The sequence below is a fragment of the Syntrophorhabdaceae bacterium genome, from assembly GCA_035541755.1.
In the GTDB taxonomy this organism is placed as follows: domain Bacteria; phylum Desulfobacterota; class Syntrophorhabdia; order Syntrophorhabdales; family Syntrophorhabdaceae; genus PNOF01.
In genome coordinates this window covers 42122-63438 of sequence record DATKMQ010000093.1, presented here as the reverse complement: position 1 = coordinate 63438, position 21317 = coordinate 42122, and the positions used below count along the sequence as shown (strand labels likewise).

23 protein-coding genes are annotated in these 21317 nt (G+C 51.7%); 21 read left to right on the top strand and 2 right to left on the bottom strand.

Annotated elements, in window-relative coordinates:
* The first annotated feature begins 8 nt into the window (after window positions 1–8).
* The 8 genes from nikR to VMT62_09095 all read left to right on the top strand — a co-directional run bounded on the left by nikR (window position 9) and on the right by VMT62_09095 (window position 6197).
* Complete coding sequence (gene nikR / locus VMT62_09130; protein HVN96578.1) at window positions 9–425, top strand: nickel-responsive transcriptional regulator NikR; 417 nt, start codon at window positions 9–11, stop codon at window positions 423–425.
* 22 nt (window positions 426–447) lie between these two features.
* The gene (locus tag VMT62_09125) at window positions 448–1203 is read left to right on the top strand and encodes a hypothetical protein (protein HVN96577.1); all 756 of its coding nucleotides are present in this window, start codon (window positions 448–450) and stop codon (window positions 1201–1203) included.
* A 15-nt stretch (window positions 1204–1218) separates the two neighbouring features.
* Window positions 1219–1908 (top strand): cobalt transporter CbiM, encoded by a 690-nt coding sequence (gene cbiM, locus VMT62_09120; protein ID HVN96576.1) that lies wholly within the window; start codon window positions 1219–1221, stop codon window positions 1906–1908.
* Entirely contained in the window at window positions 1905–2234 is a 330-nt protein-coding gene (locus tag VMT62_09115) for a PDGLE domain-containing protein (protein ID HVN96575.1), read from the top strand. The genes cbiM and VMT62_09115 overlap by 4 nt, the downstream gene beginning before the upstream one ends.
* Window positions 2231–3160, top strand: a complete 930-nt coding sequence (cbiQ, locus tag VMT62_09110; protein HVN96574.1) for a cobalt ECF transporter T component CbiQ — start codon at window positions 2231–2233, stop codon at window positions 3158–3160. The genes VMT62_09115 and cbiQ overlap by 4 nt, the downstream gene beginning before the upstream one ends.
* Before the next feature lie 10 nt (window positions 3161–3170).
* Window positions 3171–3983, top strand: coding sequence for an ABC transporter ATP-binding protein (locus tag VMT62_09105; protein ID HVN96573.1), 813 nt, complete (start codon window positions 3171–3173; stop codon window positions 3981–3983).
* Between the two features lie 273 nt (window positions 3984–4256).
* A complete protein-coding gene (locus VMT62_09100) occupies window positions 4257–5591 on the top strand; it encodes a hypothetical protein (GenBank protein ID HVN96572.1) in 1335 nt (444 codons plus the stop codon).
* A gap of 195 nt (window positions 5592–5786) precedes the next feature.
* Entirely contained in the window at window positions 5787–6197 is a 411-nt protein-coding gene (locus VMT62_09095; GenBank protein HVN96571.1) for a hypothetical protein, read from the top strand.
* Between the two features lie 115 nt (window positions 6198–6312).
* Here the strand turns inward: VMT62_09095 and VMT62_09090 are convergent, their stop codons facing one another.
* Window positions 6313–6774 carry a MarR family transcriptional regulator gene (locus VMT62_09090; protein ID HVN96570.1) on the bottom strand — a complete coding sequence of 154 codons (462 nt, stop codon included), beginning with the start codon at window positions 6772–6774 and terminating at the stop codon, window positions 6313–6315.
* A 274-nt stretch (window positions 6775–7048) separates the two neighbouring features.
* On the opposite strand from VMT62_09090, the gene VMT62_09085 reads away from it, so the two are divergent.
* The 9 genes from VMT62_09085 to VMT62_09045 all read left to right on the top strand — a co-directional run bounded on the left by VMT62_09085 (window position 7049) and on the right by VMT62_09045 (window position 16679).
* On the top strand, window positions 7049–8506 hold the full coding sequence (locus VMT62_09085) for an FAD-binding oxidoreductase (GenBank protein HVN96569.1): 1458 nt from the start codon (window positions 7049–7051) through the stop codon (window positions 8504–8506).
* Window positions 8507–8516: 10 nt separating this feature from the next.
* Window positions 8517–9836 (top strand): (Fe-S)-binding protein, encoded by a 1320-nt coding sequence (locus tag VMT62_09080; GenBank protein ID HVN96568.1) that lies wholly within the window; start codon window positions 8517–8519, stop codon window positions 9834–9836.
* Between the two features lie 11 nt (window positions 9837–9847).
* On the top strand, window positions 9848–11461 hold the full coding sequence (locus VMT62_09075; GenBank protein HVN96567.1) for an FAD-binding oxidoreductase: 1614 nt from the start codon (window positions 9848–9850) through the stop codon (window positions 11459–11461).
* Window positions 11462–11800: 339 nt separating this feature from the next.
* On the top strand, window positions 11801–12073 hold the full coding sequence (locus VMT62_09070; GenBank protein ID HVN96566.1) for a hypothetical protein: 273 nt from the start codon (window positions 11801–11803) through the stop codon (window positions 12071–12073).
* 81 nt (window positions 12074–12154) lie between these two features.
* A complete protein-coding gene (locus VMT62_09065) occupies window positions 12155–13024 on the top strand; it encodes a xanthine dehydrogenase family protein subunit M (protein ID HVN96565.1) in 870 nt (289 codons plus the stop codon).
* A 20-nt stretch (window positions 13025–13044) separates the two neighbouring features.
* Complete coding sequence (locus VMT62_09060) at window positions 13045–13530, top strand: (2Fe-2S)-binding protein (GenBank protein ID HVN96564.1); 486 nt, start codon at window positions 13045–13047, stop codon at window positions 13528–13530.
* Window positions 13527–15899, top strand: coding sequence for a xanthine dehydrogenase family protein molybdopterin-binding subunit (locus tag VMT62_09055; protein HVN96563.1), 2373 nt, complete (start codon window positions 13527–13529; stop codon window positions 15897–15899). Before VMT62_09060 ends, VMT62_09055 begins: the two co-directional genes overlap by 4 nt.
* Window positions 15900–15913: 14 nt before the next feature.
* On the top strand, window positions 15914–16129 hold the full coding sequence (locus tag VMT62_09050; GenBank protein HVN96562.1) for a hypothetical protein: 216 nt from the start codon (window positions 15914–15916) through the stop codon (window positions 16127–16129).
* 100 nt (window positions 16130–16229) lie between these two features.
* On the top strand, window positions 16230–16679 hold the full coding sequence (locus VMT62_09045) for an SRPBCC domain-containing protein (GenBank protein ID HVN96561.1): 450 nt from the start codon (window positions 16230–16232) through the stop codon (window positions 16677–16679).
* Window positions 16680–16789: 110 nt separating this feature from the next.
* Here VMT62_09045 and VMT62_09040 read toward each other — a convergent pair whose 3' ends face one another.
* Window positions 16790–17290, bottom strand: a complete 501-nt coding sequence (locus VMT62_09040; protein HVN96560.1) for a MaoC/PaaZ C-terminal domain-containing protein — start codon at window positions 17288–17290, stop codon at window positions 16790–16792.
* Window positions 17291–17408: 118 nt separating this feature from the next.
* Between VMT62_09040 and VMT62_09035 the strand changes: the two genes are divergently transcribed.
* The 4 genes from VMT62_09035 (at window position 17409) to VMT62_09020 (ending at window position 21315) form a co-directional block, all read left to right on the top strand.
* On the top strand, window positions 17409–18089 hold the full coding sequence (locus VMT62_09035; GenBank protein HVN96559.1) for a GntR family transcriptional regulator: 681 nt from the start codon (window positions 17409–17411) through the stop codon (window positions 18087–18089).
* Window positions 18090–18187: 98 nt separating this feature from the next.
* Window positions 18188–19420, top strand: coding sequence for an ABC transporter substrate-binding protein (locus VMT62_09030; protein ID HVN96558.1), 1233 nt, complete (start codon window positions 18188–18190; stop codon window positions 19418–19420).
* A gap of 24 nt (window positions 19421–19444) precedes the next feature.
* Window positions 19445–20344 carry a branched-chain amino acid ABC transporter permease gene (locus VMT62_09025; protein ID HVN96557.1) on the top strand — a complete coding sequence of 300 codons (900 nt, stop codon included), beginning with the start codon at window positions 19445–19447 and terminating at the stop codon, window positions 20342–20344.
* 14 nt (window positions 20345–20358) lie between these two features.
* Window positions 20359–21315, top strand: a complete 957-nt coding sequence (locus VMT62_09020; GenBank protein HVN96556.1) for a branched-chain amino acid ABC transporter permease — start codon at window positions 20359–20361, stop codon at window positions 21313–21315.
* Window positions 21316–21317 lie beyond the last annotated feature (2 nt).

Genomic DNA, 21317 nt, shown 5'->3' with positions numbered 1-21317 from the left:
GTAACACGATGTCGGTTGCACGCTTCGGTACATCTATCGAAAACCCCCTGCTTACGAAATTCGACGACCTTATAAAGAAAAAAGGCTATTCGAACCGCAGTGAAGCGATCCGCGACCTTATCAGAAACAGTCTTGTCGCGGAAGAATGGGAATCATCGTCCGTTGAAGCCGTTGGAACCATAACCATCGTCTACTCTCACGAAACGCATGAGCTGACGGACACCTTGACGGACCTCCAGCACCAGCACCACAGGTCCATCGTGTCGACCATGCACGTACATCTTGATAAGCACAATTGCCTTGAGGTGATTATCGTAAAGGGAAAGACGAGAGACATTAAAGAGATTGCCGACAGACTTATTGGAACAAAGGGCGTAAAGCACGGAAAGTTGACCGCAACAACAACAGGCAAACGTCTGAAATAAATTTTCTTGGGGAGGCCGTACTATGGAGAAATCTATTTCGCTCACGAGAATCCTTGTCGCTGTCTTTGTCTCGGTTATTCTCGCAGGTGTCTTTGCCCGTCGGGCTTTGGCCGTCCGTCCTTTTGTGACTGATGACGCCCGTATTCTCGATGAACATACGATGCAGCTCGAGGCTTCGGTCCGCTACGACAAGGATGTTTTCACGAACTTGAACCTTGTTGCCATGAGCCCTGTCAAAAAATCTGAAATAACCATGGGTTTCGTTGATGGGTTTCCCCTTGATGTCGAGTCCAACCGGAGTTTCTCCATAACAGGACCCCTCATTCAGTACAAATACTTGCTCTGGGAGGCGAAACCGAACGGGTATCCGGGCATGGCTTTCGCCACAGGTGCATCCCCGCCCTGGGGTAGAGGCGATCTAAGGCCCAACAGGTGGAGCGAGTTTCTCTACCTCGCTGCAACAGAATCGCTCTTTGACAAGGAGCGTGTGCTTATCCATGGCAACATCGGCATTTCGACCACCAACCCTGCAACAGTGGCTACATGGGGCGTCGGTACTCAGATCCGTATGATAGGAGGGCTCAACGGCGTATTTGAAGTATTCTACAACGATCCTTACGCAGGAAAGACAGGCGGGGCCTTCCAGGCGGGGTTTCGATATATCGTGAGCGATAAGATCCAGATCGACATGACCACAGGCTCAGGGCTTTTTGGCAGCGAGCAGCTGAATACCTTTGTGGGAATGGGCCTAAGGCTCGTGAGCGACAAACTGTGGTGAGAAGGTAGAGTCCCGGTGCATATACCCGACGGATATTTAAGCCCTCAAAGCTACGGGCCCCTCTGGGGAATTTCCCTTGTATTCTGGTCGATTGCGCTCAAGAAAGTGAAGAGGGAGCTTTCCACGAGACAGGTCCCGTACCTGGCCATGGCCGCATCCTTCTCGTTTCTCATCATGATGTTCAATATCCCCATCCCTGGAGGCACCACGGGCCACGCGGTGGGTGGCGGCATTGTAGCCATATTCCTCGGTCCCTGGACTGCCGTGATTGCCATCTCCGTTGTCGTCATGATCCAGGCAATAGTGTTCGGCGATGGTGGCGTTACGGCTATCGGCGCCAACTGCTTCAACATGGCGGTTGTCATGCCTTTTATGGCCTATTGGATGTTTAGAGCCGTCAACGGGAAAAAGATGGAAGGGGTACGACCCTACGTGGCCGCATTTGTTGCGGGATATACAGGGCTTTGCGCGGCCGCAATAATGACGGGATTCGAATTCGGCATTCAACCCCTCATAGCCCGGGGGGTAGATGGCAGGCCCCTGTATGCGCCTTATCCCCTTTCGGTCGCGGTCCCCGCAATGGCTATCGAACATTTGGCCTTATTCGGTGTGATAGAGGGTATCATCACCGCCTTGCTTTTCAAGTATCTTCTCCGCCACGAACCAGCACAGATCTACGCCCTGCGGCGGGGTGATCCGATATGACAAGAACCCAGAAGAGACTCTGGATCGGGATTATCGTGCTCACCCTTGTTTCTCCCCTGGGCATCATCCTTCCTGAGAAATTTAGGGCCGGCCAGGCGTGGGGAGAATGGAATTCTGATACTATCCGGGGGAAGCTCGGTTATACCCCCCAGGGTTTGAAGAAGGAGTCGGGCATGTGGAAGGCGCCCATGGCTGATTATGGCTTGGGGGGTGAAGACAGTAAAGACGGTGTCCGGATCATTTCGTACGCCCTCTCCGGTTTTGTGGGTATTGCGATGGCCTCGATCGTTCTCAGCTTCATCGTGAAAATGTTAAGGAAGACATGAGAAGCCAGATCCCTGAGTTTCTTCTAAAAAGATCAAATGACAGCTACGGTTCCCCCTGTACCAAGGGCAGGACACGGGGGTCGCGCTTCTTCGACCGGAGTCTTGACCATTTCGCCGCCTTTATCAAAAGCACCTGTATCCACTGGGACGGCGCTCAGAGACAAGGGTTGATGCAACAGCTCGATCCCAGGGTGAAACTCATGTTTCTTTTTGTCTTTATGGCAATTATCAGCGCCAAGAAGACCGTTATGCCGGAAGCTGCTATCGGTCTTTTCATCCTTATCCTTGCCGGCCTCTCCCGTCTCAACCTCGCAGCTTTCTACTCAAAGGTCCTGTTTCTCGGCTTTTTCTTTGGTTTTCTCGTGGTACTTCCCTCCTGTTTGAATCTGGTTAGCGGCGGATCCGTGGCATGGCCCCTTATCCATCTCTCCAGGCAATACGAGATCTGGATCTACCGGATACCGCAAACCATAGGTATCACGAGGCAAGGCCTTGAAGGGGTTCTTCTCATTACAGTGAGGGTAATCAATTCCCTTTCTCTCTCTTTTCTTATCATACACACCACGCCCTTTTCCGAAATTATCAAGGCCCTTAAAGCCCTGCGTGTGCCTGATCTTTTTCTCATGATCATTACCCTGTCTTACAAATACATCTTCGTCTTTGCTGAGACCGTCGAAGATTTCCATCTTGCAAGGAAGAGCAAGGTGGTGGAGGCAGATGCATCCGAAACCAGAGACTGGATTGCACAGAGGCTCGCCTTTTTATTCCGCAAAACGCGTGCGCATTGCGAGAAGATCTATGAGGCCATGCTTGCCCGTGGTTTTAGCGGCGACATGGTGTTTGGCGAGTTGCACAATATGAAATCGGCCGACATTGTGGCGGGAGCTTTCATGCTCGTCGCCGGTATGTGCCTCATCCTAACATAAGGAAAGACTTATGGAAGAACCGATACTTAACGTGGAACGGGTGAGCTACCGGTATCATGATACGATTCCAGCCCTCCTTAACGTGAGTTTGAGTCTCAAGCAAGGTGAAAAATTTGCCCTGATCGGGACCAATGGAAGCGGAAAATCAACCCTGCTTCGAGTGATGAGCGGCCTTCTTTTACCTGACTCAGGCAGGATCTTCTTTAAGGGCAGAGAGGTGACTGAGCGGTCCTTAAGACAGAGAGGTTTTCTGAAGTTTTTCCGCGCCGGTGTGGGCTATATATTTCAGGATCCGGACGTACAGCTCTTTAGCCCGACCGTCCTTGATGAACTCGTTTTCGGTCCCATGCAGTTGGGGATACCACACGTTGAGGCGTTAGAGCGGGCACAGGCGGTAATCAAGATGCTCCACATCGAAGCGCTCACAAAGAGGCCCCCGTACATGCTCTCGGAAGGGGAAAAGAAGAAGGTTGCCGTGGGTTCCGTGTTGACCATGAATCCCGAGGTGCTGCTTCTTGATGAACCCACAGGAGGCCTCGACCCGAGGACACAATGTTTCCTTACGGAACTGATATTCGAGCTCAATGAGGCGGGGAAGACTATTCTGGTGAGCACTCATGATCTCACCCTTGTTGATGAATTGCAGCCCACCGTGGGGGTGCTCTCGGAGGAGCACACCATAGAGAGGGTGGGGGCGGCAGATGCGATACTCGGGGATGAAGATCTTTTGTTGCGGGTAAATCTCATCCACGAGCATATGCATTACCATGGCGTGCTGGCCCACGCCCACCGGCACTCTCATTACCTGTATCACAGACATTAGGCCCTAACGAAACCTAACCTTCACCGCGTGTTCCTGAAAGCAGCTGGTCACGGGGATTTTATTGTTTGGTTTCAATGGGTTACGTGGCTCCATCAAGCGACCACCCATGGGATGTGCCTCGGTCAAGCTAAGCCCTTGGAAATATTATTTAAAATCTTTTAATTTTTTTCTTGACAAGTGTCACTCTGCTTGCTATAACCTTCTCTATTAACAGATTTTAATGAAAAAGGAGGTGGCGTGGGTAGTTTTTCAAAAATATACAAGGAGGAAAGAATGAAGAAACTCGTAATTGTTGCATTTGCACTGCTTCTTATGTTGCCAGCATTGAGTTATGCAGGCAGCGCGACCAGCAGATGGGACATGACCATCGGCGGATACGTCGCATTTGATTACGGCTATGCGAACCAGCAGGCCGGCGCAGACTATAAGGCGGGCGTCAGGGAATCAGGCTCGAAACAGAACATCGATGCCGAGTTCAATAACTGGTACGCCAAGGTGTCTGAGACCCGTCTGAACTTCCTCGTTTTGGGTCCGGATGCGTTCGGTGCCAAGACAAGGGCCTTCATCGAATACGATTTCCAGGGCTCAAGCACAGGTGGTTCATACGTTCAGGGCGGTGCCTCATTGAGACACGCTTACGTGAGAATGGACTGGGCCAATGACCAGTTGCTCTTTGGTGAGTTCTGGACAGGCTGGCTTGGCGGCACACCTCCGCTCGGCCTCATTGGGTGGAACCTGCCTGCATTCGGCAAATCCAACCGTGTTCCCCAGATGAGATGGACACACCAGTTTGGCCCGACCTTCAAGACCATCCTCGGTATCGAGTATCAGGGCAGACAGTTTGCCAACTACACTAACTCTCTGGGCGCCCTCGGACAGAACTACGTTGACGCTTACACAAGGTCGGATATACCGAACCTCTTCGGCGTTGTGGAATATACCTCCGGCGCATGCGGAAAGATCGGTCCCCAGCAGCTCCTCTTCGGCGCGGGCGGTTACTACGGACGCGCGAAGTACGTGACCAACGCCGCGACAGGCGTACTGGATAACGCGGGTAACGCCCAGCGGTTCTCCTCAGACAATGAGGACTCATGGTCCGCGGTGGTTTACACCTATATCCCTATTATCCCCGAGAAGAACAACAATAAGGCTGGCGCTCTCGGCTTCACCGCAGGATTCGGTTGGGGCCAGAATGGCGGTTACGAGAACCCGTGGAACCCGGCAGCCTTTCAGAGGCCGGATGGCAGTTTTGTACCGCCTGCCGGTGGTGGTTTCTGGGCGGGTGCATTCTTCTACTTTACAGACAGCTTCTTTATGGCCCCGACCTGGTCCACACAGTGGATGAACGTGAGCAATGCATGGCGGAATGCTACGGTGAACAACGCGCTGCTTCCTGCCGGCTCTGCAGCTAACCCGGATACGGTCATACGGGAAGACATGTACAACCTAGCCTTCTTCTATGATGTAAACCCTGCATTGAGATTCGGTGCTGAGTTCTCATCGCTTTATAACAAGTTTGCGGCTCCAGGCTATGTAAACGGCGTACAGTCATACCAGACATACGGAACGCTGAATACAGCCCGTTTCCGCGTTACGTATTTCTTCTAAGAGGAGATACAAACTGCTTTCCAAAAGGGGGCCATTTGGCCCCCTTTTTTACGCCTTTTTTTCAAAGACCATTGGCAAAAAACGGCTGAACGACTTTCAAACCCCACGGAATTGACAGGACACAAAAAAACACATAAACTATCCCTCTTCGGGCGCGTTTGACGCACACGGCCACGAAACGGAGGCGCAAAGCACATGGGGATACTTGATGACATAAAAAGACTCGGTATAGAACTGAGCGAAGACGATATGAACGAAATAGAAGCACTCAAGGACCGGGCAGGGACTCTCAAGAAGGATGAACTCGTACGAAAAACCACCCTGGAATATTATCTGGGGGAGTATTTCTCGGTCATGCGACCGGACGTAATGGCAGCGTTGGAACGCAACAAGATGGAGCAAAATGAGGAATTGTTAAGGGAGCTTAACCGGCGGTTCGATGAGAATGGCCGGCGGATATGCGATGAAGTGGGCTGTTCTTCGACCGAGAACGTAGGACAGTGCGAATACTGTGAGCGCTCGGTCTGTGGTGAGCACAATTACCGTGAGGGCGGCCACTGCTGCTATGCGTGTTACCTTGAGTACGTCAAAAAGAAGACACCGTGAGTTGCCCTATCTGTGATCGGACGAGGCAGTGTAATAAGATGAGAGAAACCACAAACCCTTAAGGATCCTCCCATGGATCCTCCTTAGGATTCCCGTTAGCGTTGTAGGATTTTCCCTAAGATATCTGCCTGCTGTTTCTGATAAGTCGCTTCACGTTATCGAGAAGTCCGCGCTTCCGCTCCTCGGTAAAGCCTCTGAGCATGGCATGCATATTCTGATCTCGTTCCTTTTCAATCTTGCCAAGGAGTTTCTTGCCCTTTTGGGTAATCTCAAGGATGGTTACCCGCTCATCCCGGGGATCGGACTTTCTCACGATGAAGCCGCTCTTCTCGAGCCTCTTGGCTATGCCCGTCATATTGGCGCCCGGCACCAGCATGATCCTGCTTACATCGGTAATCCTGTTTCGGCCGTTTTTTGAGGCGTCGAGCACTCTCAAGACGTTGTATTGCGGAAAGGAAAGGTCATACTTCCTGAAAATGGCCGACACTACCCTCTTGAAGGTCTCGGCAGCCCGAACGAGTGCCATGAGCACATTCTCATCGCCGCTTAAGTCGCTTCGATAGTTGATCTTTGCCATAGCCTCACCTCAACCAATTCCGTTTTCATTGCAGTAAGTAGCTATTATATCAGGTAACGTGCCTGTATACCAGAAAATAAATACATGTAAAGTAAATACATTGATATTTTATATATTGATTTATTGTGCCTTCCTGTGGTATGCAAATATACGTGTGTTTGTCGGCAGCGTTCATGAGGAAATAAGGAATGGGTCAAACAGATTACAGGCAATGGATGTCGAGGCGGGCATTATTCTCGTCTGACCTGCAAGGTGAACTTTTATAGGAGGTACTATGGAAATAAAAAATGAGCTTGCAAAGATTGTTGGTAAAGAGTACGTGAGCGACAGCATCGGGGATCGCGAGAAATATTCGCGGGACCAGAGTCTTCTTCCTCCCGGGATGCCTGACGCCGTGGTCTTTCCGGCTACCTCGCAGGAGGTGGGAAAGATCGTGACATGGTGCAACCAGGAGAACATCCCTGTTGTTCCCGTCAGTTCAAGGGCGCACTTCTACGGATGCTCCATACCCAAGCAGGGCGGAGTGGTGGTCGATCTCAAAAGGATGAACAAGATCCTTGAGATCGACACGGAAAACCGCTTGGTGCGGTTTGAAGCAGGGGTTACCTGGAAGCAGCTGACGAGCGCGCTGGAGAAGAAGGGCATGAGAGTTATCATGCCGCTTTTACCTCATGGTGAGCGCTCCGTGCTGACCGACTCTCTCGAAAGGGAAGTGCCCATAAATACGGTCTATGATTACGGCGAACCCACGCAATCATTGGAGGTCGTCTGGCCCACCGGCGAAGTCTTCCGGTGCGGCTCAGCGAGCGTAAACGGTTTCCCCGAATCCAAGTCAAGGGGCGCAAATCCGTCCGGACCGGGGCTTGACTTCTACCGATTCGTGCAGGGTGCCCAGGGGACCATGGGCGTTGTCACATGGATAAGTTTGAAGGCAGAGTACACCCCGAGGACGGACAAGATATTCTTTGCCCCGGTATACGATCTGCCCTACGCCATCGATTTTCTTTACAGGATTCTTCCCAGGAGGATAGGCCAGGAATGCCTCTTACTCAACAACGTAGACCTTGCCCTGCTCGCCGCGGACGACATGTCCTCGGATTTCGAGCGGCTCCGTGCAGAACTTCCCCCCTGGTCACTCGTTCTCGTCATAAGTGGTCTTTTGAGAAGACCTGAGGAAAAGATAGCGTACGAAGAAAACTTTCTAAAGCAGGTGTTGAAAAACGAATTCCCAAAACTGCCCCTTGGAGACAACCTTCCCGGTTTCCCCGGTCTTGGGAGAAAACTTTTGCCCATGCTGAGAAAGCCGTGGCCCACGAACGCCCCTTACTGGAAGAACCGGCTCAAAGGCGGATTCCAGAATCTCTTCTTTATCACCAAACCGGTACAGGCGCCGATGTACATCGAAATCATGGAGTTTGTGGCCGCCAAGTACGGCTATCCCATGAGCGATGTAGGAAGCCACATCCAGCCCATAGAACACAACCGGGCTTGCCAGGTTGAGTTTAGCTTCTTCTATGATCCCAAAGACGAAGCGGAGCGAGCCCTGGTGGCGGGGATGTACCATGAGGCGGCGTTGGCTATGATGAACGAAGGTGCATTTTTCACAAGACCGTACGGAGAGCTGGCACCCATAATATTCGATAGAGCCGCCGGTTACACCATGGCACTCAAGCGCGTAAAGAAGGTCTTTGACCCCAAGAATATTATGAACCCCGGCAATCTGTGTTTCTAAGGAGGATACGATGCAGAAAAAAGATCGCTATGATACACCAAAAAAGAAAGTAAGCCTGGACGTGACAAAATTGGACAATTTTGTTTACGATATGGACCACTGTATTAAATGCAAGGGGTGCTACTGGGTAGAACACACCTATATGCCCGGCGTCAAATTTTCAACGAGATGCCCGAGCAATACCTGGAACGATTTTGATTCGTATGGCGCCTTTGGAAAAATGAGAATTGGCCTCGCCATCAATGAAGAAAAGCTTGAGTGGACCGATAAGCTCCTCGAGATCATCTACGCCGATCCGCTCTGCGGCGCCTGCGATGTGGGATGCAAGCGCAACCTTGACCTGGAAATTGGGCTTACCCTCGAGGCGCTGAGGGTGAAGGCGGTAAAGGATGGAGCGGGTCCCATGCCCGTGCACAAGAAAGTGGCCAAGAATATTGCCACCAAGCACAACCAGTTCGGATCAGCCCACGAAAACAGGCACAAATGGCTTACCAAAGACATCAAGGTTACCGACAAGGCTGATCTGCTCTACTTTCCCGGTTGCTCGGCTTCCTACGTGAATCCCGACATAGCCCGTGCCACGGCCAAGATACTCAACGCATCGGGCGCGCGCTTCCAGCTTATGAAGGACGAATGGTGCTGTGGTAACACGATCTATTCCGTGGGCATGATAGATGAAGCAAGAACGCTTGCCAAACGCAACATTGAAGCGATCAAGAAGACCGGGGCGAAAACGGTCATTACGAGCTGCGCAGAGTGCTACCGCATGCTCAAGGTCGATTACCCGAAGCTGCTTGAGATTGCCACGGATGATCTTCCCTTCAAAGTGATCCATCTCATCGAGTTCGCCGATGAGGCGATAAAACAGGGTAGCCTGAAGTTGAAAAAACCCGTGGATTTCCGCTTCACGTATCATGATTCATGCGGCGTGAGCAGGCTCTGCGACCCCTGGACGCCATGGAAAGGCGAGCGGGGCTGGATGGGCTGCGTGAGCCCTACACTCAAGAGAAGGCGCGGCAAATCCGGCCTGTATCTGGAGGCGAGAAATATATTCAACGCCATCCCGGGCGCCAAGTTTGTCGAGATGCCGAGGACCAGAGAGAACGCTTTCTGCTGCGGCGCCGGAAGAGGAACAAAAGAGGCCTTTCCGGAACTGGCGAAGTTTTCTGCCGAGCACCGAATGGAAGAGGTCAAGGAAGTGAGCGCTGAGGTTCTCGTGTCCGCATGCCCCTGGTGCAAGAGCAATTTCAGCCAGGCGGCAAAAGAGAACGCCGAGAATGTAAAAGTAATGGATATAGCAGAGCTTATCCTTGCTTCAGTGGATAAATAAGGAGGCATGATATGAGTATACAGAAAGCAGCATACAACGCATTAGAATCGGTCGTTGGCGCCAGGTATCTCTCCGATGATCCTGCTGTCTGCGAAGGATACAGGTCCGGACCGGGCGGGTATGAAAGCGGTCTCGGATATGAGAAGGTCATGACCAAAATCCCGGGCGCAGTGATACTGCCCAGGACGACCGAGGACGTGCAAAAGATCGTAAAGATATGCAACCGGTATAAAGTTCCGTACGTGCCCTATGCAACCGGCTTTTACGGACCCCGTTCCCATTGCCATGTGGAGAACGAATTGCTCATCGACATGAAGCGGATGAATGACTTCGAGATCGACGAAAAACACTTCTACATCGTCGTCGGCCCCGGCGTTATTTATTCCCCGATCCAGCAGGAAGCACTCAACAAAGGCGCCTACGTAGTCATCGGCGGCGGCGGGGCGCAGGCATCGGCGATCGCAAACCTGATCGGCGATGGGTGGTCACCGTTGAGCCACAGAATCGGTCTGCCCCACAGACGTATCCTCGGCACCGAGCTTGTTTTGCCTGACGGAGAACTCGTGAAGATGGGTTCTTTGGCCGACGGCAGCGATCCCTTCTGGGGAGACGGTCCCGGTCCTGACCTGAGAGGACTTCTTCGCGGGTTTACGGGACTGCGTGGCTGCCTCGGAATTGTAACGAAAATGGCAATCAAGACCCTTCCCTTCCAGCCCGAGCCGCTCGTACCCACCGGCATTTCACCGAACACGGGACTGCAACTCCCCACGAACCGGGTCAAATGGATCAACTACCAGGTGCCGAGTAAAGCGGCCCAGGTAAAGGCCATGTTTGAGGTCGGAAAGGCCGAGGTAGCGGGCGCCATCACAAAGGTGCCCCTTTTCTGGAGGGCGATCAATAAGGCGGAGTCCAAAGAAGAGTTCTGGGAACTCTGGGGCAAAGAAGACGAGAACACGATCAAGAACTTCTTTATCGTGCGCGTGCTCCTTATCGGTTATACCTCGGAAGAACAGATGCAGTACGATGAAAATGTGTTAAACGACATTATGGCAGAATTGGGCGCCAAACCCAGGGCAACAAGACCGCTCGACGAGTCGTGGATCAAGAATGCTGACTCCGCGGGTATGTGGCTCATGTGCGGTTCTTATGTCTCCGTTGATTACATCATCGAATCGCTCTCACAGGCCACGGTACATGGCGAATCCTATGCCAAGACCAAAAGAAATTATACGCCTCCTCTCATGCCCGATTACGGTGATCCGGGCTGGTTCCAGAGCTTTGAGCTCGGCCATCAGGGATATTCGGAATTCCTCGTGTACTGGGATCAGGATGAGGATACAACGGGCGTAGACCAGTTCTATGTTGAAACCTCCAAGATGAACATCAAAGAGCGGTTCTATACATCGCTTCTTGGCCCGCATCAACCCCTCTACCTCACGGGCCCCAAATACGGACCGAACTACCACGAATGGCTTCTCAAGGTGAAAGATGAATTTGACCCGCTGTGGGTTTGCCATCCGCCGGTTCCGCTTGCCCATGACGAGTTCGTGGATCGAGCACCCTGGATGAAATCCATGAAGGATTGGAAGGCCCCCAAGAAACTCCCTATGCCTGAGTGGAAGTAAGATAATCTGCACGAGTTCACGCATGTGCCGGGAAAAAATTCCCGGCACATGCGTCATGATCCAGAGTCCAACCGGAGAATATAATGTTCTCTATACTGAACAATAAAAGGCGGTATGCTTCAAAAAAAACTTGATAAGGAATATAAACTATAGTATAAAAAGGAAGCAAGGGTTGCATGATTCGTAATAATGAACATAAGCCATTGAAACTTCAGAGGTGTTTCAGGACAGCGGAAAAAGGTAGCTCTGGCAAATAACTCCCACGGCAAAGAGATGAGGCAGCATGGAAAATGTCCTTGATTTTTGTCGTGAAAAATGCGTTATGAGAGGTGATGGTACATGGCAAAAGTAGCAATGACGTGTCCTTTTTCAAACCGGATCTGCAGAGACTGCGCCGTATACAGGGGAAGTCACTACTATTTGTGTTTCAAAAAGGAGTATCGCGGATGTCTGGTAGGCGAGGGCGGTAAAGCTGGCAAAGAAAAAACGGTTTATGGCGTTCGAAATTTCACCGTCGATGTTCCTTCCGAGGTTCTGTCCAGTCGCAACGTGATTACCGATGTGGAAGATATGATAGAAACGGAGGAATTCGAGAAATTCGGTGTGCGGTAGTTTGAGTCCTGGCAATTGTATCGTATGATGCTATAAGTTACTAGATAAGGAATTCGGAAAATTTAACGAAAGGAGAGACGCATGATACACGATTTTACGTACCTAAAACCCGGCTCCGTCAAAGAAGCCCTGGCCATGCTCGCGGACCATGTAGATGAATGCAAGATCGTCTGCGGCGGTCAGTCATTGCTGATTCCGATGCGGCAAGGGCTATTAGTCACGGACTACTTGATCGACATCAAAGGGCTCAATGAGTTGAGCTACATCAAGTATGACGCGAAAGAAGGCCTCAAGATGGGCGCCACCACGACGCACAGGATGATCGAGAAATCGGATGTGATCAAAAAGCATTATCCTGTTCTTGTAGAGATGGAAGACAGACTCGCTTCCACACAGACCCGTAACTGGGGCACGATCGGCGGCAACCTTGCCCACGGTGATGCGGCAGGAGATCCTGCTCCGGTCCTCACCACGCTTAATGCACAGGTCAAAATTGCTTCGGCAAAGGGTGAAAGGCTTGTCCCGCTCGAAGATTTCTACACCGACATTTTCGAAACGGTTATGGAACATGACGAGATGATCGTTGAAATCCAGGTTCCCCCTATGCCCGCCAAAAGCGGTGTGGCATATACGAAATTCAACCTCCTGCGAAACGATATGGGAGTTGTTGGCGTGGCTGTGTCCGTGGTTGCCGATGCGAGCGGCGCCTGCAAAGATGCGAGGGTTGTCCTCGGTAATGCCGGCGTCACACCGATCAGGGCCAAAAGCGCGGAGAAGGTGCTCGTAGGCAAGAAGTTGAGTGACGCACTGTTTGCCCAGGCCGGAGAAGCCGCGGCTGCCGATGCGGATCCGGTGTCCGATATTCATGCATCTGAAGAATATAGACGCCACCTCGTCAAAGTTCTCACGAAGCGCATGGCAAAAAAAGCCTGGGAACAGGCTTCCAAATAAGGGTGAAGGAGGTTTGAGAAATGGAAAAGAGACTTATAACATTGATAGTTAACGAACAAGCGTATGAAATATATGTAAACCCCAAAACCCTTCTCGTTGAGGCAATAAGGGACCATGTTGGCCTCACTGGAACAAAGAGGGGTTGTGAAACGGTTTCTTGCGGCGCCTGCACGGTGCTTGTAAACGATATGGCGGTCAAATCATGTTCCGTCCTTGCCGTACAGTGCGATGGAATGAAGATCACCACCTCCGAAGGGCTCGAAGTAAACGGTAAGCTTGCCCCGATCCAAAAGGCATTTCTGGATAACGGTTCTTATCAGTGCGGCTTCTGCACATCGGGTATGCTGATGGCGACATCAGGACTTCTCAAGGAAAACAAAAAGCCGACAAAGGATCAGATAAAAGAGAGTATCGAAGGAAATATATGCCGTTGCACAGGATACAACAGTATCGTACGGGCTGTCGAAGCAGTGGCAAGAGGTGAATATAAGGAGGGGTCAGTATGACAACGACAAAGAAAGCACAAGAGGCCACAGCCAAAAAAGGACAGGAGATGACCACCTTTGGTCTCGCCAAAGAAAAGCTGACTGTCCTCAATACACACGTTCACAATATAGACGGCGTTGCGAAGGTTACAGGCCGGGCGACCTACAGCTTTGACACGAAGCTACCCGGTATGCTCTACGGTAAAATCCTGCGCAGCCCGCATGCCCATGCAAGAATAAAGAACATAGATGCAAGCAAAGCTTTAGCGCTCCACGGCGTCAAGGCTGTTGTAACGGGCAAAGACACGCTCGGTATCAAACAGGGTATCTGGCGGCGTTATCAGGAACTCTGCGATGAGCAGATACTGCCGGTGGAAAAGGTACGCTATATCGGCGAGCCTGTTGCCGCAGTTGCGGCCGCTACAGAGGAGATCGCGGAGGCGGCACTCGATCTTATCGAGGTTGACTACGAGGTGCTCCCCGGCGTTTTTGAGCCCATGGAAGCGATGAAAAAAGATGCTCCCACGATCCATGAGGGCGTGGAAAGAAATATCAACGTGACGCGTCATATCGAATGGGGCGATGTCGAAAGCGGTTTTGAGGAAGCGGACTACATTAGAGAGGATAACTTCTTCTGTGGTGGCCAGGCCCACATGTGCATGGAAACCCGCGCGGCCGTATCGAGCTACACCCCTGAAGGCAAACTTACCATTTATCATTCAAACCAGTCGGCTTATTATATGCAGGCACTCATGGCAGGCGTCCTCGGTATCAGAGAGGGCGATATCCGCGTCATCGCCAAATACGTGGGCGGCGGCTTCGGCGGAAAGTTCGAGCTTGATGGTGCGATTTTCTGTACCGCGATCCTTACGATGAAGCTGTTCAGGCCTGTGAAAATAGTCTATACAAGAGAAGAAGACTTTATTGCCACGAAACGCCGTACCCCCATGCACTATTGGGTCAGAACAGGTATAAAGAAAGACGGCACCTTCTGTGCCCGTGAAGCGAGGGTCGTGAGTAACGGCGGCGCGTATACCGGCATGGGAGCAACAGCTCTTTATCTGACCGGCTTCTTCCACTCTTTCCCTTACGTATGGCCGGCATACCGATATGACGGTTACCGCGTCTACACCAACACCCTGCCATCTACCTCCATGCGAGGTTTTGGCGCTCCTCAGGCGATGTGGTGCTCCGAGCAGCAGCTCGAATGGATGGCCACCGACCTGGGTCTTGATCCTATCGAGATGAGACGCAAGAATGGCCACTATGCGGGCTACGAAGTTCCCGGCCAAGCCTACATCGCAAGTTGCGGTCTTGATGAAGCGCTTACCAAGACCAAAGAATGGATCAAAGCCAAGGGCAAACTGCCTGCAAACAGGGCCATCGGATACTCGGCGGCGGGCTTTATGTCCGGCGGTATCTTTAACTGGTTCGATACCCCCTACTCATTCTCTTCGGCGGTCGTCACCATCAATCAGGACGGAACCGTCATTCTCCACATAGGAGCTACTGAAATCGGACAGGGTTCCAACACGACCATGGCAATCATTGCGGCTGAGACCCTCGGAGTAAAAGTCGAGGATATCACGGTACACTCCGGCGATACGGATCACTGCCCTGCAGACCTGGGCGCCTGGGGCTCCCGCCAGACCCTGATGACCGGTAATGCCACTAAGAGGGCCTGCGAAGACGCAAAGAGGCAGATCCTTGAATTTGCCTACGCGAAGATGGGACTCAATATCGTCTACGACCTCGACATCAAGGACCGCTGGGTACATATCGTGGCGCGTCCGGAAAGAGGTATGCCATGGGAAGAGCTGTGTAAAATAGCGACCCGCGGCAAAGATGGCCAGAGAATTATCGGCAGAGGTTTCTATACTCCTCACAGAAAAGGTATGATTTCCCCGGCCTACAGCTACATGATGCAGGCGGTAGAGGTTGAGATCGACAAAGAGACAGGCCATATAGATCTCATTGACAGCCTTACCGCTCACGACTGCGGTACGCCGATTAACCACCTCGGTCTTATCGGTCAGCTCGAAGGTGCATTCTCCATGGCAGCAGGATATGGATACCTCGAGTATATGCCTTATGAAGACGGCAAACTTATGAACCCGAACCTGGTTGACTATAAGATGATCAGGGCAACCGAGATGCCTGAGACGCCCATCGCTGAGATTGATACGTACGAGCCCGAGGGACCGTACGGAGCAAAAGAAGCGGGTGAAGGCCTCACGAACCCGACGGCTGCGGCAATCGGCAACGCCATATTCCATGCCCTCGGCATTCAGATGAAAGAATGCCCGGTCAGGCCGCATATGATAGTCCAGGCCTTAAAGGAAAAGGAAGAGAAAGACAAAGCAGCAAAAGGTGCTAAAAAAGGAAAATAAGGGAGGAGAGTACAATGGCCTTTAAATGTCCTGTGTGTAAAAAACAGTGGAATTTCAGTCTGCAGGTAGCGCGGCATATATTCGGGACTGGCGATAAACCTCATAGAGCGTGGGTGGAGTCAGAGGGCGAATCATACGCAGACCTATTGGTTCAGCAGGCCACGAGCCCCGGAAATGCGAGCTACGAAACTGTTGCCAAACTCGTAGAGAAGGCGCAGAGTAAACTGTAATCATCTTTGAAGAAGAATACGGAAGACCTCCGGTCGGCAAGACCGGAGGTATCCGCATGAAGCCCGATCTATAAAGTGAGGGCTATTCTAGGAGGTTTCTATGATTCTTGAAGGTAGTGTAAAGGTAAAAGCCCCTATTGACAAGCTGTACGATTTCGTCATGAAACCGGAGAGCATCATGGGTTGTCTGCCAGGCGCTGAGCCGCCCACGATCATTGATGACAAGACCTATACCGGAGTGATGAAACAGAAGGTAGGCGTCTTCGGCGTGAAGATGAAGTACACCATGCACCTTGTGGAAACGGAAAAACCGAAGTTTATGAAGTACGAAGGCGACGGCGAAGACATGACGAAACTCGGTCGTTTCAATATGAAGATGGACGTGAGGCTCAATCAGGTCGGCGACGAGGTTGAGATCGTCTATACCGTCGATGTGAGCATCGTAGGCAAACTTGCCATGTTCGGCGACAGGATTATGAAACAGAAGACGAAACAGATCGAGGCCGAGACCACGAAGAACCTGCAGGAAAAACTCAAAGCAATGGCGTAAATTTAGACCGGTATTGTATTGTGAGGGAGGGTTTCTCGATTCCGGGGACCTTCCCTTTTTGTTTCTTACTATTTCGTTCTCGTTGTTGATTTCCGTGGGGAGAGCCGCGCCTATTGGGGATAACCCCTTCTATAAAGCATGATTACGACCTCGGCCTCGAGAACGGCCTCATCCCTTTGATTGAGCACCTGTAAACTGGCCGTGATAATCCCCCTGTCCGGCTTTTTAGTTTCCTTCTTGTTTACGATCCTGAATACCGCCCGAATCGTGTCGCCGAACCTGACAGCCTTGAGAAACCGTTCTCTCATCTCGAGGAGTGCGATGGTCGTCCCTTCCGTTATGCCAGTCTGATTGACCATGCCGGAAGCCATCGCCGAGATGAGAATGCCGTGGGCCACCCGGCCGCCGAGCGGACTCTTGCTCGCGTATTCCTCATGTGTGTGCTCGGGATGATAATCTCCGGAGATGCCGGCGAAATTGACCACGTCGGCCTCTGTGACTGTTCTACCCATGGTGATGACCTCATCGCCAACATTGAGATCATCGAAGGTCTTGCCACGTCCTCTCATTCGCATCGCCACCTCTTTGGCGTTGATGCCCAATGCTATCACACGCGTTCCCCTCTGTCAAACCTGGGAAATGCGAGGAAGATCTTAAGATTTCAGAGACAGAGAGTTTTTTACAAATTTTGTTGACAGAGCAAAAATAGCTGAAGTACAGTATACAATCTTGAAAAAATTTACCGTTGAAGATAATGGCACCCTGAGAAAGAAGGTGCTCGACCACCTCCGCGAAAAGATTTTGAACGGAGAGATAGAGGCGGATGAACGTCTTATCGAAACCACACTTGCCAGGGAGATAGGCATATCAAGAACACCCGTCAGGGAAGCGCTCCACAACCTTGAACGGGAGAGGCTTATCAAGGCGATTCCCAGGGTGGGATATGTGGTTGCCCGCATGAAGGAACGCGAGATGGAGGAGATCTGTAAGATACGTATGGCCATCGAGGGATTGGCGCTTAGGTGGGCCATCGAAAGGTCGCAGAAGAAACTTGCGGAAGAGTTAAAAAAGAACGTACTGAAACAGGAGAAGGAAATCTTAAAAGAGAACCTTCGGGCTTATGCGGAACTGGACGGCCAGTTTCATGAGGCCAGTGCCAGGCTGAGCGGGAGCGATCGTCTGCTTGAGATGGCGCCCATGTTGAGATGGCACATGTTAAGATTCAGACGACAGAGTATCTATATGATAAACAACGCGGTGAGATCCATGAAAGGTCATAAACGCATCCTTCAGGCGATCGAAAGGTCCGATCCGGAAGCCGCTGTAGCCGCTCTGGAGCGGCATTTGCAGGAAGCCCAGGAAGATTTGCTCAGCTATGATCCGGACAAGGCGGTACACCTTTGTGCGTGAAGAACAGGAGGTTTGGCATTAAGCGGAGTTATACTGTGCGTGGTTTCAATGAATGATAGGGGCAAGCAGTAGTATCAAAAAAATCAAGGAGGTAGCATATGAAAAGGTATTTTCTGCTGTCATTATGTCTTATCGGTTTCCTTGGCCTTTTTTTCGTCTGTCCGGCCTCCCATGCGGCAGGCAAGACTATCAAAGTAGGCATCGTAGATAGTTATTCCGGGCCGGCTGCCATCTTCGGGATCGACATGCGCGACGGATTCAGGCTGGGTGTGAATGAGATTAATGCAAAAGGGGGAGTCCTCGGTAAAAAGATTGAGATTGTAACGAGGGATGAGAAATTTCAGCCCGATGTGGCGCTTGCTATGGCCAAGGAACTCGTGATGAAGGAGAACGTTGACCTTCTGATGGGAACCATCAGTAGCGCGTCCGCCCTTGCCATATCGGATTTCGCCAAGAGAGAAAAACTTCCCTTCCTCGTCACCTATGCGAAGAGTGAGAAGATCACCGGTGAGAAGGGCCACCGCTATGTATTTGCCTTTTCAGAGAATACGGCCATGGCCGGCAGAGCTGCAGGGGCGGTGTTGGCCAAAAAGCCTTACACCAAATACTGGATAGCCGGCGACGATATGGAGTACGGCCATGCCATCTGCGAATCAACCTGGAACACGGTAAAAAAGCTTAACCCGAAAGCACAGCTTCTCGGTGAAACATGGTGGAAAGTCGGCGAGACAGATTTTGTTCCTTACATCACCCAGATTATGGCTGCCAAGCCGGACTACATTATCATGGGTAACAGCGGAGCCAGCGTTATCGGTTTTCAGAAAGCGGCTAAAGCCACCGGGCTCATCGACAAGGTACCCATCTATCAGCACACAGCCATTGAATTTGCGGTTCTTACCTCACTGGGTCTTGAAGGACCTGAGAACGTAGCGGGAACGGCAAGCTATATGTTCTATTACCCGCAGACCCCTGAAAATAAAGCCTTTGTGGCCAAATATCAGAAGCAGTATAACAGGGTGCCTACTATGCCGTCCTTCTACGGGTACACTGCAGCCCAGTTCATTTCAAAGGCATACGAGAAAGCAGGCGCCATAGATAAGGAAAAGTTTATCAACGCCCTGGAAGGCATGACCCTGGATACAAGCGCCATCGGAAAGCTCCAGATGAGAAAGTGTGATCACCAGCTCATGCTTCCCGTGTACTACGGAATGACCAAGAAAGTGCCCGAGTATAAAGATTTTCTCATCGGTACTGACATTATGACCGTGCCGCCGGGACAGGGGTATCCGTCCTGTGAAGAGATCGAGCAGTTGAGGGCGAAAGCCAAGTAGAAGCACCACAAGGAGGGAAGGGCCTTGGATTTTATTTATTCGTTTATCCCGGCAAGCGTGCTGACCCAGATTATGGTGGGGCTCAGTCGTACGGTTATTCTCTTCATCGTCTCTTCGGGTTTAAGCCTCATACTGGGCGTGCTCCGTATACCGAACGTATTCCACGGATCCCTTTACATGATCGGGGCCTTTATGGCTTACACGATCACAAATGTCGTGGGTGGCGGATACACGGGCTTTATAGCGGCTCTTATCGGCGCCCCCCTGGGGGTCGCCTTGCTGAGCCTTGCCGTAGAACGAGGCCTCTTCCAGTTTCTCTACGAGAGAGAGCACCTCATGCTCATTCTGTTTACCTTTTCTGTCTCCTTGGTTTTTGGGGATCTAGTAAAAATGGTCTGGGGCGCCGACTTCAAAACGGTGCCGGTGCCCCAGGCATTGAAGGGGTTCGTCTCCGTGTTCGGAGGACTGCCCTTTCCTCTATATAATGTCTTTCTTCTTGTCGTAGGCCCTATTGTGGCGGTCGGGATCTGGTTTCTTGTCAACAAGACCAAGGTTGGCAAGATATCGCAGGCAGCCGCCGTTGACAGGGAGATGGTCGGAGCGGTTGGAATAAACGTGAGTTGGGTATTCGCTGCGGTCTTTGTGATCGGATGTTTTTTGGCGGGCTTGGGCGGCGCGCTGATTGCCCCGACCGTCGGCGTTACCCTTGGCATGGATTCTACCCTCATCATGGAGGGGTTTCTCATCGTTATTATCGGTGGATTGGGCAATATCTGGGGGGCACTCATGGGTGCGCTGATCTTCGGCCTGACCCAATCCCTGGGTATCCTCATATGGCCGCAATTCGGTATCGTTTTTCCCTATATCGCCGTGGTGGTGGTATTGCTGATTAGACCGACGGGTCTTCTCAAATCAACGTGGTAGCGGAGGAGCAGGTTATGGGACAGGCCATTCGAGAAGGCAAAGGTCGCATGTTGGGATATGCGGGGATCATCATTCTTTTGCTTTTGCCCCTTGGGCTCCCCCGGTTCCTGGTCTATACGGTTTCGCTTATTATGCTCTTCGGCCTTCTTGCCACGAGCAATAATTTTGCCCTGGGTTTTGGCGGTATCTATCAGCTTCACCACTGTGTCTTCTATGGCATAGGGGCCTATGGCGCGGCCGTTGTGCTCACCAAGACGGGCATATCGCCATGGATCGGCTTTGTAGCAGGGCCGGTGGTAGCAGCCATCTTGAGCCTCGTTATGGGGCTAATCTGTGTTCGTCTTTCCAAACTTTACTTCGGTATGCTCCAGATTGCTTTAGGCTCCCTTGCATGGGCCGTCATATACCGATGGCGCTCGTTCACGGGGGGTGAAGACGGGATTCACGGCATACCTGTGCCGGACCTCATCAGCTCCTCCACAGGGGCGTACTACTTCACTTTTCTCGTGGTCGCCGCTTCTATGTTCGTCATCTACAAGATCTTAAAGGCCCCCTTCGGGATTGCGCTGCAGGGTATCAGGGATAATCCGGTGAGGAGCGAAATGATAGGGGTCAATGTGAGGCGCCACCAGCTTGCCGCACTCATTATATGCGGCTTTTTTGCCGGCGTTGCAGGCGTTCTCTTCGTTGTCGTTGACAGCTCGGTATTCCCCGGCATGATGTTCTGGGCGCTTTCCATGGAAGTCGTGATCATGTGCCTGCTTGGCGGATGGCTCACGTTCATGGGGCCGATGGTGGGTGCGGCGCTTATCATATCGATCAGAACTTTTGTCAGTTCCTATACCGAATATTGGTCGCTCATCTTGGGCATTATTCTCATGGCCGTGATCTTTTTTCTTCCCAGCGGCATCCTCGGTTATGTCATGGGAAAGTTCGCGGGAAAACTCGATAAACAACCGGCAAAGAGGTGAGC